The 15,790-nt window shown below is 68.3% G+C and carries 16 protein-coding genes and 2 pseudogenes; 8 read left to right on the forward strand and 10 right to left on the reverse strand.

From position 1 onward, the window contains the following. Window positions 1-247: 247 nt before the first annotated feature. The gene (locus tag ABGB16_RS25975; protein ID WP_347670710.1) at window positions 248-1,831 is read left to right on the forward strand and encodes a DHA2 family efflux MFS transporter permease subunit; all 1,584 of its coding nucleotides are present in this window, start codon (window positions 248-250) and stop codon (window positions 1,829-1,831) included. Between the two features lie 102 nt (window positions 1,832-1,933). Here the strand turns inward: ABGB16_RS25975 and ABGB16_RS25980 are convergent. After that, window positions 1,934-2,047, reverse strand: a pseudogene (locus tag ABGB16_RS25980) (IS607 family transposase); the annotation flags it as partial. 102 nt (window positions 2,048-2,149) lie between these two features. Further along, window positions 2,150-2,479: pseudogene (locus ABGB16_RS25985) on the reverse strand (IS982 family transposase); the annotation flags it as partial. 170 nt (window positions 2,480-2,649) lie between these two features. On the opposite strand from ABGB16_RS25985, the gene ABGB16_RS25990 reads away from it, so the two are divergent. After that, entirely contained in the window at window positions 2,650-2,856 is a 207-nt protein-coding gene (locus ABGB16_RS25990) for a hypothetical protein (protein ID WP_347670711.1), read from the forward strand. A 21-nt stretch (window positions 2,857-2,877) separates the two neighbouring features. Here ABGB16_RS25990 and ABGB16_RS25995 read toward each other — a convergent pair whose 3' ends face one another. Then, a complete protein-coding gene (locus ABGB16_RS25995) occupies window positions 2,878-3,225 on the reverse strand; it encodes a transposase family protein (protein ID WP_347670712.1) in 348 nt (115 codons plus the stop codon). Window positions 3,226-3,545: 320 nt separating this feature from the next. Between ABGB16_RS25995 and ABGB16_RS26000 the strand changes: the two genes are divergently transcribed. The 4 genes from ABGB16_RS26000 (at window position 3,546) to ABGB16_RS26015 (ending at window position 7,239) form a co-directional block, all read left to right on the forward strand. Further along, window positions 3,546-3,893, forward strand: coding sequence for a peptidase inhibitor family I36 protein (locus ABGB16_RS26000; RefSeq protein WP_347670723.1), 348 nt, complete (start codon window positions 3,546-3,548; stop codon window positions 3,891-3,893). A 93-nt stretch (window positions 3,894-3,986) separates the two neighbouring features. Further along, a complete protein-coding gene (locus ABGB16_RS26005; protein WP_347670713.1) occupies window positions 3,987-4,664 on the forward strand; it encodes an ATP-binding cassette domain-containing protein in 678 nt (225 codons plus the stop codon). Further along, complete coding sequence (locus ABGB16_RS26010; protein WP_347670714.1) at window positions 4,661-6,955, forward strand: FtsX-like permease family protein; 2,295 nt, start codon at window positions 4,661-4,663, stop codon at window positions 6,953-6,955. The genes ABGB16_RS26005 and ABGB16_RS26010 overlap by 4 nt, the downstream gene beginning before the upstream one ends. An 8-nt stretch (window positions 6,956-6,963) precedes the next feature. Beyond that, a complete protein-coding gene (locus ABGB16_RS26015; protein WP_347670724.1) occupies window positions 6,964-7,239 on the forward strand; it encodes a helix-turn-helix domain-containing protein in 276 nt (91 codons plus the stop codon). Window positions 7,240-7,325: 86 nt separating this feature from the next. On the opposite strand, the gene ABGB16_RS26020 is transcribed toward ABGB16_RS26015, so the two are convergent. Then, the gene (locus ABGB16_RS26020) at window positions 7,326-8,744 is read right to left on the reverse strand and encodes a hypothetical protein (RefSeq protein WP_347670715.1); all 1,419 of its coding nucleotides are present in this window, start codon (window positions 8,742-8,744) and stop codon (window positions 7,326-7,328) included. Window positions 8,745-8,847: 103 nt separating this feature from the next. Continuing rightward, window positions 8,848-9,138: a helix-turn-helix transcriptional regulator gene (locus ABGB16_RS26025; RefSeq protein ID WP_347670716.1), complete on the reverse strand. Its 291-nt coding sequence runs from the start codon at window positions 9,136-9,138 to the stop codon at window positions 8,848-8,850. Between ABGB16_RS26025 and ABGB16_RS26030 the strand changes: the two genes are divergently transcribed. Next, window positions 9,137-9,895, forward strand: coding sequence for an MBL fold metallo-hydrolase (locus ABGB16_RS26030; protein ID WP_347670717.1), 759 nt, complete (start codon window positions 9,137-9,139; stop codon window positions 9,893-9,895). The two genes, ABGB16_RS26025 and ABGB16_RS26030, sit on opposite strands and share 2 nt — an antisense overlap. Next, window positions 9,777-10,037, forward strand: coding sequence for an MBL fold metallo-hydrolase (locus ABGB16_RS26035; protein WP_347670725.1), 261 nt, complete (start codon window positions 9,777-9,779; stop codon window positions 10,035-10,037). The genes ABGB16_RS26030 and ABGB16_RS26035 overlap by 119 nt, the downstream gene beginning before the upstream one ends. A gap of 154 nt (window positions 10,038-10,191) precedes the next feature. On the opposite strand, the gene ABGB16_RS26040 is transcribed toward ABGB16_RS26035, so the two are convergent. From ABGB16_RS26040 to ABGB16_RS26060, 5 genes are all read right to left on the reverse strand, one after another. Then, window positions 10,192-11,676 (reverse strand): hypothetical protein, encoded by a 1,485-nt coding sequence (locus ABGB16_RS26040; RefSeq protein ID WP_347670718.1) that lies wholly within the window; start codon window positions 11,674-11,676, stop codon window positions 10,192-10,194. 459 nt (window positions 11,677-12,135) lie between these two features. Beyond that, window positions 12,136-12,999: an endo alpha-1,4 polygalactosaminidase gene (locus ABGB16_RS26045; RefSeq protein ID WP_347670719.1), complete on the reverse strand. Its 864-nt coding sequence runs from the start codon at window positions 12,997-12,999 to the stop codon at window positions 12,136-12,138. Between the two features lie 378 nt (window positions 13,000-13,377). Then, window positions 13,378-13,644, reverse strand: a complete 267-nt coding sequence (locus ABGB16_RS26050; RefSeq protein ID WP_347670720.1) for a hypothetical protein — start codon at window positions 13,642-13,644, stop codon at window positions 13,378-13,380. A 345-nt stretch (window positions 13,645-13,989) separates the two neighbouring features. Then, window positions 13,990-14,253 carry a hypothetical protein gene (locus ABGB16_RS26055; RefSeq protein ID WP_347670721.1) on the reverse strand — a complete coding sequence of 88 codons (264 nt, stop codon included), beginning with the start codon at window positions 14,251-14,253 and terminating at the stop codon, window positions 13,990-13,992. Window positions 14,254-14,357: 104 nt separating this feature from the next. Next, window positions 14,358-15,044, reverse strand: coding sequence for a hypothetical protein (locus ABGB16_RS26060; RefSeq protein ID WP_347670722.1), 687 nt, complete (start codon window positions 15,042-15,044; stop codon window positions 14,358-14,360). Between the last annotated feature and the right edge of the window lie 746 nt (window positions 15,045-15,790).

The raw sequence follows: 15,790 nt of genomic DNA on the forward strand, positions 1-15,790 counted from the left end.
CGGCCGCCACGGCCGGTTGGCGCGCGCCGCGACTTCGGTCGCCGCGCCGCCGGTCACCGGCCGGGGGGGGTTGGCGGGTGTGGGCTGTGCGACGTCCGCCGGTAATTGGCGGCGGAATGTCGGTGCCGGTGGTTACGCTGCGCGCGAGTGTCGCCTTCCGCAGGCGGCGTCTCCCGAACCGGGTGGGTGCGGCGCGCCGTAACCGCCCGGCTCTCGCCGGCCCAACCGATCCCAGGAGACTTCTTTCGTGACCCAGCAACCTGCCGCGACAGCGGACAAGCTCGACGCCGCGGTCCTCAAGGTGGCGGGGGTGGTCGTCCTCGGCGCCATCATGTCGATCCTCGACGTGACGGTGGTGAGTGTCGCGCTGCCGACGTTCCAGGCCGAATTCGACGCGTCCTACGCCCGGGTCGCGTGGACGATGACGGCCTACACCCTCGCGCTCGCCACGGTGATTCCGCTCAGCGGGTGGGCCGCCGACCGGTTCGGCACGAAGCGCCTCTACATGGTCGCGCTCGCCCTGTTCACGATCGGGTCCGGGCTGTGCGCCACCGCCGACACGATCGGGCAGTTGATCACCTACCGCGTCCTGCAGGGCCTCGGCGGCGGCATGCTCCTGCCCCTGGGCACGACGATCATGACCCGGGCGGCCGGGCCGAACCGGATCGGCCGCCTGATGGCCGTCCTCGGCATCCCGATGCTGCTCGGGCCGATCGGCGGCCCGATCCTCGGCGGCTGGCTCATCGACACGGCGAGCTGGCACTGGATCTTCCTGATCAACCTGCCCATCGGCGCCGTGACGCTCGTCTACGCCCAGCTGGCCCTGCCGAAGGACGCCCCTGAGCCGTCGGAGTCGTTCGACTTCCTCGGCATGCTGATGCTGTCGCCGGGTCTCGCCCTGTTCCTCTACGGCGTCTCCTCGCTGCCCGAGGCCGGCACCTTCGCCGACAGGCAGGTCTGGGCGCCCGCGCTCGTCGGCGCCGCGCTCCTGGTCGGGTTCGTCGCCTATTCCTTCAAGCCCCGGCACCCCCTGCTCGACCTGCGGCTGTTCGCCAACCGCAACCTCACCGTCGCGACGGTGACCCTGTTCGTGTTCATCATCGCGTTCATGGGCGCCGGGCTGCTCTTCCCCGCCTACTTCCTCCAGGTGCGCGGCGAGTCGACGATGGCCGCGGGCCTGCTCATCGCGCCGCAGGGCATCGGCGCGATGCTCACCATGCCGCTCGCCGGGACGCTCGCCGACCGGGTGCCCGTCGGTCGCACGGTGCCGTTCGCCCTGGGGCTCATTCTCCTCGGGTTCTTCGCCTTCACCCAGGTCGACGCGGGCACCTCGTACTGGCTGCTGTGCGGCTCGCTGTTCGTCATGGGCCTGGGCATGGGTGCCGCCATGATGCCGCTGATGACCGCGGCGCTGAAGACCCTGCACCCCCAGGAGGTGGCCCGCGGCTCCACGCTGGTCAACATCCTCCAGCAGATCGGCGGTTCCGTCGGCGCCGCGCTGATGTCGGTGATCCTCACCAACGAGCTGAACGGCTCCCAGCCGATCCCCGGCGCGACGGACCCGAGCGGAGAGCCGATCACCGAGGCCAGCCTGGCCATTGCCGCCCAGCAGCAGCCGGAGTTGCTCCAACAGTTCCCGGTCCCGCCGTCGCTCATCGAGCGGGGGCTCGACTTTGCCGCCGGCTCGTACGCCACCACGTTCTGGATTGCGTTCGCCCTCGTAGCGGCCACGTTCGTCCCGGCCGCCTTCCTGCCCCGCCGGAACGAGCCGTCACAGCTGCCCGACGACCCGCAGGCGGAGCAGGGAAAGAGCCCCATCCTCATCCACTGACCTGCTGCCGGGGCGATGCCCGGCAGCGCCGCACCGGCCAACCCGCAGCGGTTCGGCCCGTGCGGCGCTGTCGGGCCCCGGAGGTCGAGGGTTGTCCGCGGCGACCACCAGCAGACGCCGCCCCGCAGCCGCCAGAGCCGCCTCGACGTGCTCGACCCCGAACCGGGCGAACCGGCCCCGACGCTCAACAACGATCGTCGACGCGGTCGGATTGCGACGAGTCTGACTTCGACCCGCCGGCCACCCTTGGAGCTCACCGCAGTAGCGACCGCCCGGTGGGCGCTAGCCGCAGCCGTTGCGACGTCCTGACCCACCGCTTTTACGTGATGGCCGCAGCAGTTCGATGCCCTGCTCGCCGAGTTCCCGTTCGAACGTCTTCGACGCGAAGCCCTTGTCCGAGATCAGCAGGATGCCCGGATGCTCGGCGACCACCCCGGCGTCGACCTCCACCATCGCCGCGAGGACCTCGCGTTCGCCGATCTTCGGGTTGGCCAGGGCCCACAGGATCGGCATCCCGGTCGGGGTGCACACCAGGTACAGCCGTAGTCCCCAGAAGAACCGGGAGTGTGAGGCGCAGTAGCCGTATCCGGCCCAGCCGGCCAGGTCCGAGCGTTGCACGGTCGGGCGGGAGATGCCGCACGGGACCGGGTGGAGTCGACGATCCAGTGGTTGTCGAACCAGAAGTCACTGAGCTGATCTCAGCAACGCGAATGGGTTGATTGGTGCGACACGGATGAAGGCACTCAGGCCGGACAGCGCCCGTACGGGCGGGGAGTTCTTCACCGAGCCCCACCGATCCGACGCAGCGTCGCTACGAGGTGTTGTGTGCGTACCTGGTCGACGGGCGCCCGGCCGGGCAACGCCGGTTCCTGCAGGAGCGTGGCGGGCGGCGCAGTACGGCGTGCGCTCGGCGAACCGCGGAGCTGTTCGAACTGCTCGGCTACGAGGACGACGCGGTGATCTGCTGGCGGTTCGCCCGGGTTTCGCAGTTCGTGGTCAAACGGTCATCAAGATCCGGGGCATGACCAGCAAAGATTGACGTACGTCTAGGGCCCGTCCGGGCGGATGATCGCTTGGATGTTCGCGCCGAAGTCTCGATGCTTTCCGGAGTACCAGGCGTCGATGGTCTCGCCCTTGACGGACAGGGTGGTCTCGGTGAGCCGGTCGCAGTCGAACAGCTTGCCGTCGAGGATCACGTGGGACCAGCCGTCGTCGGCGACTCGACGCAGCGCGGCGTGTAGATCCTGCGCCTGCGCGGCGAGCACGGCGATGCCCTCGTCGCGGTAGCGGTACGCGGTCGCTCGGGAGATGCCGAACCCGGCGCCGAGCAGGGTCACGTCCTCGGCCTTGCGGAACCAGACCAGCACCAGCAGCGCCTGGTGGAAGCAGGTCAACGCGCGGGTGCCGCGCCGGCAGGTCGCTCCGTCGCGACCGATGACGCTGGCGGAAGTTGCAGGATCTGATTTCGGCTGCGGCCTTGTGTGCCTGGAATCTGTAGGAATCTCCCTAAATAGGCGCACAGACTCTCCGCCAAAAACAATTGATCACCTTAGCTGCAGGGCACGGTTCGAATCACCTACCGTGAATAGCCATTTACGCTGCGTTGCCGTCTAAGTAGCGTCGTCGAGGTCGGCCGACATTCATCGAAGTGAACACCAAAACGAGGGAGAGTCGAGTGAGACGATCACTCCATTCTGTTGGTGCAGGCGTGGTGATGTCCCTGGCGTTGGCCGCTCCCGCCGCAGCGGCTCCGGTGCAGCCGTTCACCGAGACCACCGCCTGCGACGATGGTCGTGTGTGCATGTGGGAGGACCTGTTCAAGGGCGGTAACCGGTACGTGCACTCCACGCAGACGACGTTCGACATCCCCGGATGGGACGGCGACAACGAGATCAGTTCGGTCTGGAACCGCACTGGTCAGAAGCTGACGATTTTCGACAACGACAACTACACCGGCACGCGAATCTGCCTGAACGCTGGCGAATATGTCGCGGAACTGGGGCCGGAGCGCAACTTCGACAATGAGGCGGAGAGCTACAAGCTCGCCAGCAACTGTCTCTGATCGAACACAGCGACGCGCGGCGAGGGTGCTGGCCATAGATTCGTATGGCTGGCATCCTCGGCGTCGTGAGCAACTTCGGGGGTGGTCTTCAGGATGGGCATCGGTGTGGGCGCTGACGTCGTCTCGAGCGACGGCCTGACCTACACGGTCGGCCAGACGGTCGCCGTGCGCGAGGCCAGCATGCGTGTGGCCAGGGGCGAGGTCGTCGCGATCACGGGCCCGTCCGGCTCGGGCAAATCCACTCTGCTGTTCCTGCTCGCGGGAGTGTTGAGCCCGGACCAGGGGTCGGTGCATCTCAACGGCGTCGACCTCGGCGCGGTCAGTGACCGCGCACGAGCCGGTTTGCGGCTGCGCCAGTGCGGCTTCGTGATGCAGTTCGGGGACCTGATACCGGAGCTAACGCTGGCCGAGAATGTGGAGCTGCCGTTGCGCCTGACCGGCGTCTCCGCCCGCAAGGCCCGCGCGACCGCGGACGGACTGCTGGCTCGCCTCGGCCTAGACGGCGAGCGGAATCGCACGCCGTCGCGGGTGTCCGGTGGGCAGGCCCAGCGGGCCGCCATCGCGCGGGCGCTCGTGCACCAGCCGAGTGTTGTCTTCGCTGACGAGCCGACCGGCGCGCTGGACTCCCGCTCAGCCGCGCAGTCGCTGTCAGCGCTGCTCGACCTGGCCCGCGCTGGCGGCAGCGCGCTCATCCTGGTCACCCACGCCGCCGAGGTCGCCGCCACGGCCGACCGGGTCCTGACAATGCGAGACGGCGTGCTGCAAGCATGAGCTACCTCCCGTTCGTGCGGTTGGGGTTGCGGCTGTGCCGCGGCGGCGGCGCCGCTGGGCTGGTCCGCCTGGTGCTGCAGGCAGCAGCGGTCTCCTTCGGTGCGTTCGTGCTCCTGGCCACCCTCGCCGCTCCAGGTGTCGCCGAGCGGCAGGACGGCCGCCTCGGTGATCGAGAGCCCGTCGTGGCGACGTCAGCCGGCACGGCGGGGTGTCTCAAGCTACGCACCGTCGAGGACAACATCGGCTCCCGCCCGTTACGCCGTGTCGCCGTGTGGAACACCACCGCGCAGTCGCCTCGGCCACCCGGCGTGCTGGCTTGGCCAGCGGCCGGTGAGATCGTGGTGTCACCCGCCTTGGCAGAACTCATCGGCGACGACGCGCGCGCTGCCGCGAGGTTCCCGCAGCGTGTCGTCGGCGTCGTTGACCCCGCGGGCCTGGTTGCGCCGGACGAGCTGTTGGCCTACGTCGGCGTGCCCGCTGCCGAAGCGGATCGGGCGGGTGGCGCGCAGTGCGTCGAACGGATCGGTACGCAGATCAGGCATCGGGGCGTTTCATGGACTGGTGCTGTCGAGGAGGTGCTGCGGCCGGCTGTGCTCGTGCCGGTCGGCATGGCCGTGTTCGTTCTCATTCCTCTGGGCATCTTCCTGGCGGCGTCGGCAAGGTTGTCGGCGGCCACCCGGGAACGACGGCTGGCCGCTCTTCGCCTGCTCGGGGCTGACGCCCGTCAGACGCAGGTTGTCAACGCCGTCGAGACCGGGGCGGTGGCGGCCGTCGGCGCCGCGATCGGGACCGCCGGTTGGCTGTCCGTCCGCGGCGGAACTGAACAGTTGAGTCTTGGCCACCTGCACTGGTTCGCCGAAGACCTCGCGCTGTCGCCGTTCACTGTCGCGTTGACCGCAGTGGGGCTGCCGCTGTATGCCGTCGCCGTGGCCACCGGCGCGTTCGCCCGCTTGCGCGGTAATCCACTCCACGCCTTCCGCAACGCGGCCAGCCGACGGCCGGCGCTGCTGCGGATTGCGCCTATCACCTGCGGAGTCGCCCTCCTGGCCGGCGCTGCGGCACTGCCCGCGACGAGGGCCTTCTGGGCGCTGTTGGCCTTCGCCGCCGGCCTCGTTCTGACAACCGTGGGACTGCCGCTGGTCACGCCGCTGCTCGTGCAGACCATGTGGCAGCGCCTCAACCGCCGTCCCGGTCTCCCGCCCGCGCTGCGTATCGCCGGGCGGCGCGCCCTGGCCTCAGACGGCGCTGCGGCCCGTCTCGTCGCGACGGTAGGTGTCACCCTCTTCGCCGCGGGAATCGGCCTCGGCGCCGCGGAGCACGTTCGCCTCGCCGAGTCGTTGGCCACACCGTCCGCGCCAGCCCAGCTCAAGCTCACCCTCGACGGCGCTGTGAACCCCACCGTGCTCGACGCTCTGCGCGCCACCCCAGGCATACACGGCGCCTCACAATACGAATACGCCTCGGGGAGACTGGGCGCCGAACAGCGGGCCGACGTCATGATCGCCTCCTGCGCCGACGTCCGTGGACTGTTCGACGGCGCGGAAGCATGCAGTCCTGAGCGCGTCTACCGGTTGCACATCAACTCGCCCGACTTCGCCGGCGAGCCGCAACTCCCGGCCGGCACCACCCTGCGTCTGACGCCGGCCGCGGAAACCAACTGTCCCGCGGCGCGGACCGTCGTGACTCCCGCCGAGAAGCTTGAGCTGACCCCGAAGCTGTACGCCGACCGGCCGTACCAACTGCTCATCACCAGCCCTGCGAACTGCACCGCAGCGCAGACCACCACCGTTCTCCTGCGCAACGAACCACCCGTCCTGGAACGGGCCCGCCAGATCCTCGCCACACAAGCTCCCGCATCCAACGTTCAGGGCTTCCTCGGCACCACCCAGGGTCTCGGAGGTGCCACCGTCACGGTGATCATCGGCGCGCTGATGGCCATCACCCTCCTGCTGTGCCTCGCCGCACTCGTCGTCGTCGCCGTCGACCGGCTGATCGAACGCCGCCGGCTCATTGCGGCCCTACGGATCGTCGGAGTGCCTCGCCGGACAGAAGCCGCAGCCGACATGGCAGAAGTGGCCCTCCCCCTGGCCATCTCGGCGGCATTGGCGATGGCGGCGACCGCGGGTGCCGTCCATGTCGCTATCGAGATCACCGGAGTCACCACGCGCCGGTTCGGGGAGATCCTGCTCATACAGGTTGGCCTCACCGCAACCGCCGTCGTGCTGCTCACCGCGGTCGTCTACGTCGGCACCCTGGTCAGAACCAGCAGCGAAGACCTCCGGCGCGAGTAACACCGGGAATTCCCGCCGACCGGCTCCTGTTCGCCGTCGCCGCCCTCGCCGCCGAGATGGAACGCGAACTGATCCGCGACCGCACCCTCGACGGACTACGCGCCGCAGCCGCCGCCGGCCGGCACGGCGGACGCTCCACCACCGTTACCGACGATGTCCTCGCCGTCGCCCGCGCCCGCCAGGCCCGTGGCGAATCCATCACCGCCATCGCCCGACACCTCGGAGTCGGCCGTTCCACCCTCTACCGAGCACTGCAGCCCTCCGACCAGGCGATTACGGCTTAGCGCCGCATCCAGCGCCGTTGGTCCTCAAGGGCCGAAACCACGGCCACGAACCGCCCGCCGCTTTAGATCAACTGCTTTGCGTTGTTCTAGAGCCGAAGGCTACGGGTGACCTTGGAGTGGTCGCCGCCTGCGTAACGTTTCCAGGTGGCGCCGGCTGCTGCGGCTGGCACCTCGGCTCGGGCCGTCTGGTAGCCGAGCATCCTGGCAACGACGGGTGCGGGGGCTTGGAGGAGCAGCTGGCGGATCGCGGCGGTGCGGCCGTCCATGTTCGGGATATCGAGTGCGCGGAGCCGGTGCCGGAGTGAGGTTGTGTGCATGGGTTGGCCGGCGCGACGGCCGGGGAACAGCAGCCGGGTGTTCGGGTTGGTCGCGGTGGTCAGGTTGGACCGGTTGGCGATGTAGCGGATCAGGATCTCGGCGAACGGTGATGGGACGGGTGTCGGCGGATCGCCCAGGCGTAGAAGTACCTGGTCGCCATCGCGGATCACGTCGTCGATGCTCAGGCAGGCGATCCGATTCAGCGGTTGCGCGAACAGCAGGACGAGCAGTGCGAGCACTCGGTCGGCGTCGAGGATCTGCTCGTCGGTCAGCACGCGCCGGATCAGGGCGAGCCGCTGCTGCTGGCCAAGGGGAGCCCTCGCAGGCTTCCCCGTGGGCGGCAGGACAGCTCGGGGAATCTGGCGCTGGTCCATGCACCAGATCAGGAACGGGCGAACCTGGGTGCGTGAGCTGACGGTGCTGACGAACCAGTAGTCGACGTCGGCCTGAGAACATTCGCCGAGGCTGTGGCCGCGGTCTGCCAGGTAGGCCAGGAACGCGGCGGCGGTCCGCAGCTGGTAGCGGGCGATGTTGTTGCGGTAGCTGCCGATCGGGCCTCTGGTCGCGGCGTCGCGGAGCTTGCGCAGCACGTGCCAGGTGGCGAAGCGGTGAAGCACCTTGCGGTGCTCGATGTCCTCGATCAAGTTAAGCCATGCGGGTAGCCATTGCTCGAACAGCAGCAGGAACCGGTCGACCGGTGGGAGGATCCCGGTGGCCATGAGCAGGTCACGCACATAGATGACCGACCGCCAGGGAGAGAGCTTGCTCAGTCCTTCGTGGGTGAGCGGCACGTCGCCGCGGGCCAGGGCCCGAAGGATCGGCGGCACGTGCGGCTTGGACAGCCACACCAGTCCGCTGCGCGGCCGGGACATCTCGCGTACGTGCTCGAAGAACGGCACCAGCTCGGCCCGCATGCTGCCTGTGCCGTCATCGAGCAGTCTGGCGAGCTGGTCGGACAGCACGCACCGACCGCATGCGCCGCTCTCCTCTCGTCCTCCTTCCTCGCCGCACCGCTGGCAGGTGAAGTCTCCGAGTCCCGCGCAGTCGGTGCAGAGCCGGCTGCCATCGGCGTCGAGGCCGGGGACGAGCCGCTCAGCGTCGCAGCCGGCGCAGCGGCCATAGGTTTCGCAGGCCTTGAAGAAGCAGCCGGAGCAGATGTGGCCCTCCGGCCAGCGGCGAACCGCCACCAGCCGGCCCCGCTGGTTGTCCGGCGAGTCGGTTCGCGATTGCCGGCGCAGCGGGCGAGCGCAGCGGGCGCAGGACAGGTCTTCCTCCGCTGGTCGACGGGGTTCATTCGGCGGGGGCGATGCGGGCTCGTTTCGGCCGCAGCGTGCCCGGGCCGACGCCTGCTGCCCGGTCGCCGGCGGCGACCTTGCGGACGCCGGCGTTGACCGCCTCGGTGACGATCAGGTCCTGCGGGGTGATGCCGAAGATGTCGCACAGCGCGGCCAGCACCATCAGCGACAGCCGCTCCGGGGTGCCGGTCACGAGCCGGTGCACCTGGGAGGCGGACAGGTCGATCCCGCGGTCGCGCAGCAGCGGCACCAACTCGGTGGTGGCAAACATGCCGTGCTCAGCCATGACCTCCCGCAGCCGCCACGTCGCCGCCGCAGCCGTCACGGTGGCCGGCGCGACGGGCACGGCCGCCCCGGCGAACGCGAAACCTGGCCGTACGACGGGACAGCGGACGTGGGACGCCCGGTCGGTCGGCGCGTACGAGGTGATTCCGTTGCTGGACGCGGCCGGCACGTTCTTCCTCGACCGGCAGGCGGCGTTCCCGGCGGCGACCCCGGAGGACTGGGACCTGGCCCGGACCGTCGACCCCGACGCGTTCGGCCCCGGCGAAGCCTGGCAGCTCGCCTTCCGGTGTTACGCCGTACGCGGTCCGCGACACCGGCTGACGCTAGTCGACACCGGGGTGGGGCCCGACGGCAGCCCCGCCGGTGGCTGGGCGCCGCCCCCGGGCCGGCTCCCGGTCGAGCTGGACCGGGCCGGCATCGACCCGGCGGACGTCGACACGGTGGTGCTGACCCACCTGCACGAGGACCACTTCGGCTGGTCCGTCGGGTTGGACGGCACGCGGGTGTTCCCGAACGCCCGGTACGTCGTCCAGCGCCGCGAGGTGGCCAACCTGCCCGACGGCGACGCCGCCCGCACGTACGTGGTCGAGCCGCTGCGGGGCCACCGGGCAACTGCACGAGGTGGACGGGGCCAGCCGGCTGCACGCCGCTCCGGGGCGCGGCGGCTGCGTCCGGGTCGTCCCCACCCCGGGGCGCACCCCCGGTCACCAGTCGGTCGTCGTCGACGGCGGTCGCGACCCGGTGATCGTCACCGGTGACGTCCTGGTGCACGCCGTGCAACTGGTCGATCCCGACGTGGGCTACCGGTACGAGGCCGAACCGGAGGTCGCGCGGGAGACCCGTCGACGGGGCTCGACGGGGCTCGGGCCCGTCGCGCCGTGCTGGCCACCGCACACCTGAACCGGCCCTGGACCGTACTCGGTTGACTCCCGCCCTCCCCGGGTCGGTGAAGCTGACCAGGCTCTACAAGGGTCCCGCGTCCTGACCTGACGGGTTACTGGTCGGCTACCCGGCCTACGACGGCGCACGGCCGAGCAACGCCGGCTCCCGCGGGCTACGCGTCCCAGATCGGACCGTATGCCGGGATGCCGACCAGCTCCAGGCCGTGCACCACCTGCCAGGTGACTTTCTTGTTCGCGACGCAGACGACCGCTTCCGCGCCGAAGGTGGCGTACGCCCCGTACGCCAGCCGGAGCATGTCGGGTTTGCCGTACGCGTCGGTGTCCCAGATGATCGCGTCGGGCTGCGCCGCCAGCACCTCGTCGACCAGTGCGCCGTACGTCTTACGCGGATTGCGTGTCACCCAGACCAGATGGGACGACACCTCACCGGCCAGGAGGTGGGCGAGCACGGGGCCGATTCCGCTGCCGGTAGCAACAAAGAGCACCTTCTGGAAGAGCCGCGCGACATTGGCCATGCCTGCGGTCGGCATCCCCCGCACCCACAGATGCGTTGGCGGATTGTCGATGAATTCCGCGGTCCAGTCGCCGGCTCTGGAGACAACCATGCGGTGGCTGCCGGGAGCCTCTTCAGGTGCAGAGATATTTGCGAATGAATGCCATTCCAGCAGTGGTCGCCGACTGACCATCTGGGTCGATCCGATGAGCGGCTGGTTCGGGCCGTCGAGGTTGACCACCGCCACGTGGGCGGATGGCTGCTCGGTATCGACGCGGACCTTGCGCAGTAGCAGCCAGGGCAACGCGACGGACACGGTGGCCACCGTGAGTAGCCATACGGTCGGTGTGGTCAGCAGTGCGAACGCGCCGCCGTGCCGGGTGGTGACGAATAGCACGGTGTTGATCCATGCGAGCGCCAGCGCAGCCCAACCACAGAACCGGTGCGTTATCTCGAACGTGTCGTGCGCCTTGGCTCGCAATGGTGGCAGGGCCAGGATGCTCATGACCACGAAGAGCGTCACCAGCGCGCCGGAAACGACGAGATTGGGGACCGATACGTGTCCCCGATGGTGAAACTGGTCGTACATCAGCGATACGACAAAGACCAGATACCACGTCGTTCCTGACGCGGCCAGGCCGACGTGCAGTCCGCCAAAGTGATAGATCTTTGCCAGCGCCCAGCGGACCGGCAACGGCCAGGTCGTGGGTGCGCGGGTGGCCAGCCAGAACAGCGCATTGATGATCCACTGCTGGCGGACGACGACGGCCAGCGTCACGTTCACCAGAGCAACAATTTCTATCGATGTCAGGGCCGTGGCCTGACCGGCCCACCAGCTGCCCGATCCCACGGCGTGCCAGCCCACCGCCAGGTTGGCCACCACGACCAGCACGATCAGGCGGTGGTAGGGCATGACGCGGGGGTCCTTGAGAATCCGCCGGATCGGCGGTACGGGCGGCGGTAGCTCCACCTCCAATAATCGGGTCAGCGAGCGGGGCGGCCCAGTTAGGGGCCGCCCAAAACCGATGATGCGGCTGCTGACTTTGCGCATGACTTCGACGACCCGGAAAATGACGGACTCCCTGGGGTAGGTGTTCGGCGAAACTGGGGATCTTGGAGGTTGGACGAGCTGGATCAACTGCACCTGAGCTGATCTCAGCGACCCGAATGTGTGATTGGTGCGACACGGATGAAGGCACTCACACCGACAGCGCTGGAAGTGGAGGTGGAGGTGGGCCCTCGTTAGGCGGTTCTCACCACAAGTTCACCCACATGGCGGGGGCCCCACGTGATCACACATCGTGCCATGGTCGACGTCCCGAGGGAACCTCTGCGGTACCTCGACCGGCCGCTTGCCTCGGCACGTCGAGCCAAGTGGTCAACGCGCGGCACCCGCGCGTTGACCTGCTTCTACCCGGACGCTGCTGGTGCTGGGCTGGTTCCGTGAGGCCGAGGACGTGACCCTGCTCGGCGCGGGGTTCGGCATCTCCCGGGCGACCACGTACCGTTACCGCGGCGGGCGACCGCGGCTGGACCGGGTAACGGCGGGACGGCAAAGCGTCCGCGGATCTCGATGGACCCTCTGGCGCTCCGATGCTCTGATTCAGCGGCACGGGCGATAGACGGAGTCGTCCAGGTCGAGTGAGAAGAGCACGCCGTTGATGTTGGCCGCGTTGTCAGCCTGGCAGAAGGCGGTCGAGGAGCCGTATTCCGCGTGGAGGACCGGCTTGCCCGCGGCGATGAACGGCTGGTATTCGCCGCACTCGTTGTATCGGCTGCATTCCTCGTTGAGCGCCATGTCGAAGTAGTCGACGAGATCGTCGATTTGGTCGAGGTCGTTCTTCATCACGGTGCTGAGGCCACGGGCGTGGGCGGTGTTGGCGAGGAACCGGTTGTACGCGAGTTGGTCGGCGGCGGTGAGCGGGAACCCGGTCCGGTTGATGTAGCCGTCCATGTTGTCGAACTCGACAGCGTCGAACCCCTTCGCCCGGCACATGTCGATCCGTGCCGTCATGATGCGGGCCAGCGGGCTCGTGGGACTGATGCCGCGGACGTCGAGCCACTGTTCGCCGGCCCAACCGTCGAGGTTCCGGCCGAGGAGGCCCGCCGGGAACTGGCCCGCGTCGGGGCGCCAGTCCTCGTAGGAGCCCACGCTGATGTAGCAGACCACCCGAATCCCGGCCTTGTGGAGGGCGGCGACGTCCGCCGAGGACGCGTCAAAACCGTCGATGTCGTACATGTCGACAACCCGGAAGGGAGGCTTCGGCGCGCCCTCGATGACCCAGTTCCAGCTGACTTGCAGCGGCGGACGCCAGCAGTCGGGGCACCGTACCGGGCCTGTCGTGCCCACGGAGCGGGTAGACGGGGATGGTGGTGCGAAGCTGTCCCCGCCCGATGGTGCCGGTTGCCCGGAAGTCGAGGTCAGCGGAATGGCTGCGACAAGGCCGAGGACGACGGCCAGCACCACGACGCCGATCCCAGTGAGGTAGCGCACTCTTGTCTTGGCCATGGCTACATGCGTTCTAATCAAAGCGAATTTCCTCGATGTGCACTGAGCTGATCTCAGCGGCAAATGTGTTGATTGGCGCGACACGGATGAATGCGCTCAGGCCGGACAGTGCTGGAAGTGCACGTGGGCCCTCGCTAGGTAGTTCTCACCAGCCGGCTCGCACCCGACAACCGCGCCTACAACCGGCTGCTGCGCGGGCTGCGCTGGCAAGGCGAACGCGGCTTCGCCATCCTGATCGGACGCTGGGGGACGCTACGCCACACCACCGCCAGCCCACGCCGGATCGGCGATGTCGTCGCCGCCGCACTGCACCTGACTCATTTCGAGTACAAGTACCTACCCGAATCTTGCTGAGATCACTTCATTGGGGACCGATACGTGTCCCCGATGGTGAAGGCGGTCGTACATCAGCGATACAACAAAGACCAGATACCACGCCGTTCCTGACACGGCCATGCCGACGTGTAGTCCGCCAACGTGATAGATCTTTGCCAGCGCCCAGCGGACCCGCAACGGCCAGGTCCTGGGTGCGCGGGTGGCCAGCCAGAACAGCGCATTGATGATCCACTGCTGGCGGACGATGACGGCCAGCGTCACGTTCACCAAAGCAGCAGTTTCTATCGATGTCAGGGCCGTAGCCTGACCGGTTCACCAGCCGCCCAATGCCACGGCGTGCCAGCCCACCGCCACGTTGGCCCCCACGACTAGCGCGATCAGGCGGTGGTAGGGCATGACTCGGGGGTTCTTGAGAATCCGCTGGATCGGCGGTGCGGGCGGCGGTAGCTCCACGTCCAATAATCGGGTCAGGGAGCGGGGCGTCCGGGTAGGGGGCCGCGCAAAACCGATGATGCGGTTGGAGACTTTGCGCATGACTTCGACGACCCGGTAAATGGCGGCCTCCTTGGGGTAAGTATTCGGCCAACCTGGGGATCTTGGAGGTTGGACGAGCTAGATCAACTGTAACTGTCGCGGGCCAGGTCCCGGATCGCCTTCTTGATCAGCGGCAGGGCGGCGCGTAGCCTTGTTGTAGCCCGGCTGGAGCAGGTACGGGGACATGCCGCGCAGGTGGATGCGGGCGTAGCGGATCCAGTGTGCCTCCGAGCGGGCGCCGAGCAGGACCTGGGCCACGGCCAGGCAGACCAGTTCGGAGTCGGTCAGCAGCGGAGGTGTGCCCCGCCATTGGGGCGTCCGGATGGTGTCGTCGATCTTCACATTAGAGTGCGGTCAAGAGGGTGTCGAGGTCTTGCGTCACAACATGATCATCGACACCCTCTCTTCATGCCCAGACATCGACCCCTGACATCGGAACTACTCGTCTAGTCGAGTTCCGGCAGCGTGGCCTTGCCGTTGTCAACGAAGGCGAAGGTCGTGTCCGGCCCCCCGTCACCCGCCGGCTGGGCCACCAGACCGCTGCTGGCGATGGTCCGCAGGTGGACACCGCCGTCACCGCGGATCTCGTACGTCGGGCGGCCCTGCTTGTCCGTGGCCCGCATCCGCTCGAGCGTGAAGAGCTGCCCGGCCGCAGACGTGTCGCAACCGGCCGCCACGACGGTGGTCGGGCTGGTGCCGTTGTCCCGCAGGCCCATGCAGAAGGACTCACCGCCGCTGCCGGCCTTCGCCGTCTTGATCTGATGCCGGCCGCCGCCCGCCGGGTCGAGGACGAACAGGGAGTACTCCGCCGCACCGTCGATCAGGTTGAGCCGCCCCTTGTCGTCGACGGCCAGGATCGACTCGAACGAACCGACCGGTGCGATGGCGACCTGACGTTCACCCCGCAGGATGGCCCCATCTCCACCGCCGCCACCTCCCGTCGTTGGCGAACCGGTGGTCGCCGACGGCGTGGCCTGCGGGTCGCCGGCCGGGACACTTGACGTCGGGCCGGTCGACGACGCCGCCGGCTTTCCGTCCGGGTCGGCGGCGCAGGCCTGCTGGGTCAGCAGCAGGCCTGCGCAGAGCGCCGCCATCCTGCCGCCACGGATAGAATGGGCGGTCGAACCTTGCATCTGTGGTGCCTCCTCGATCAGCGGGAGCCGCCTGGTTCAACGGCACGCCGTCGGACATTGCGTACGTGTATGCAACGGTTCCAAACCCGGTGGAGTTCATCCACCAGCCGATTCCCGCAGACCCCGCGTCGTCGACGGCGATACCCGCGCGTCGCGTTGCACGGTCGGGCGGGACATGCCGCACGGGATCGGGGTGGAGTCGACGATCCAGTGGTTGTCGAGCCAGAAGTCGGTGTCGCGGGCCAGGTCCCGGATCGCCTTCTTGATCAGCGGCAGCGCCGCGCGTAGCCGCTTGTTGTAGCCCGGCCGCCGGCAGGTACGCGAACATGCCGCGCAGATGGATCCGGGCGTAGCGGATCCAGTGCGCCTCCGAACGGGCGCCGAGCAGGACCTGCGCTACGGCCAGACAGACCAGTTCCGAGTCGGTCAGCAACGGTGGCCGGCCCCGCCATCGGGGTGCCCCGGATGGTGTCGTCGATCTTCACGTAGAGTGCGGTCAAGAGGGTGTCCAGGTCTTGCGTCACAACATGATCTTGGACGCCCTCTCTTCATGCCCAGACATCGACCCCTGACATCGGAACTACGCGTCTAGTCTTGTTTTTTAACCTTCGGCTCTCTGCAGGGCCCCGGCGTTGTTTCTTTCTGTCCGGCTTGGTGATGGTTTGCTAGATGCCGTAGACGGCGAAGACATCGGTGCGGTTGTGTAGGTCGCGGCGGGCGTGGGCGATGTTGGCGCGTCCGGCGAG

This window comes from Micromonospora sp. B11E3 (assembly GCF_039871625.1).
In the GTDB taxonomy this organism is placed as follows: Bacteria; Actinomycetota; Actinomycetes; order Mycobacteriales; family Micromonosporaceae; genus Micromonospora.

Coding starts and splice junctions, on each gene's coding strand:
- ABGB16_RS26005 (WP_347670713.1), top strand. CDS start 3,987: ATGGGCATCGGTGTGGGCGCTGACGTCGTCTCGAGCGACGGCCTGACC.
- ABGB16_RS26010 (WP_347670714.1), top strand. CDS start 4,661: ATGAGCTACCTCCCGTTCGTGCGGTTGGGGTTGCGGCTGTGCCGCGGC.
- ABGB16_RS26060 (WP_347670722.1), bottom strand. CDS start 15,044: ATGCAAGGTTCGACCGCCCATTCTATCCGTGGCGGCAGGATGGCGGCG.
- ABGB16_RS26025 (WP_347670716.1), bottom strand. CDS start 9,138: ATGGCTGAGCACGGCATGTTTGCCACCACCGAGTTGGTGCCGCTGCTG.
- ABGB16_RS26030 (WP_347670717.1), top strand. CDS start 9,137: ATGACCTCCCGCAGCCGCCACGTCGCCGCCGCAGCCGTCACGGTGGCC.
- ABGB16_RS26000 (WP_347670723.1), top strand. CDS start 3,546: ATGTCCCTGGCGTTGGCCGCTCCCGCCGCAGCGGCTCCGGTGCAGCCG.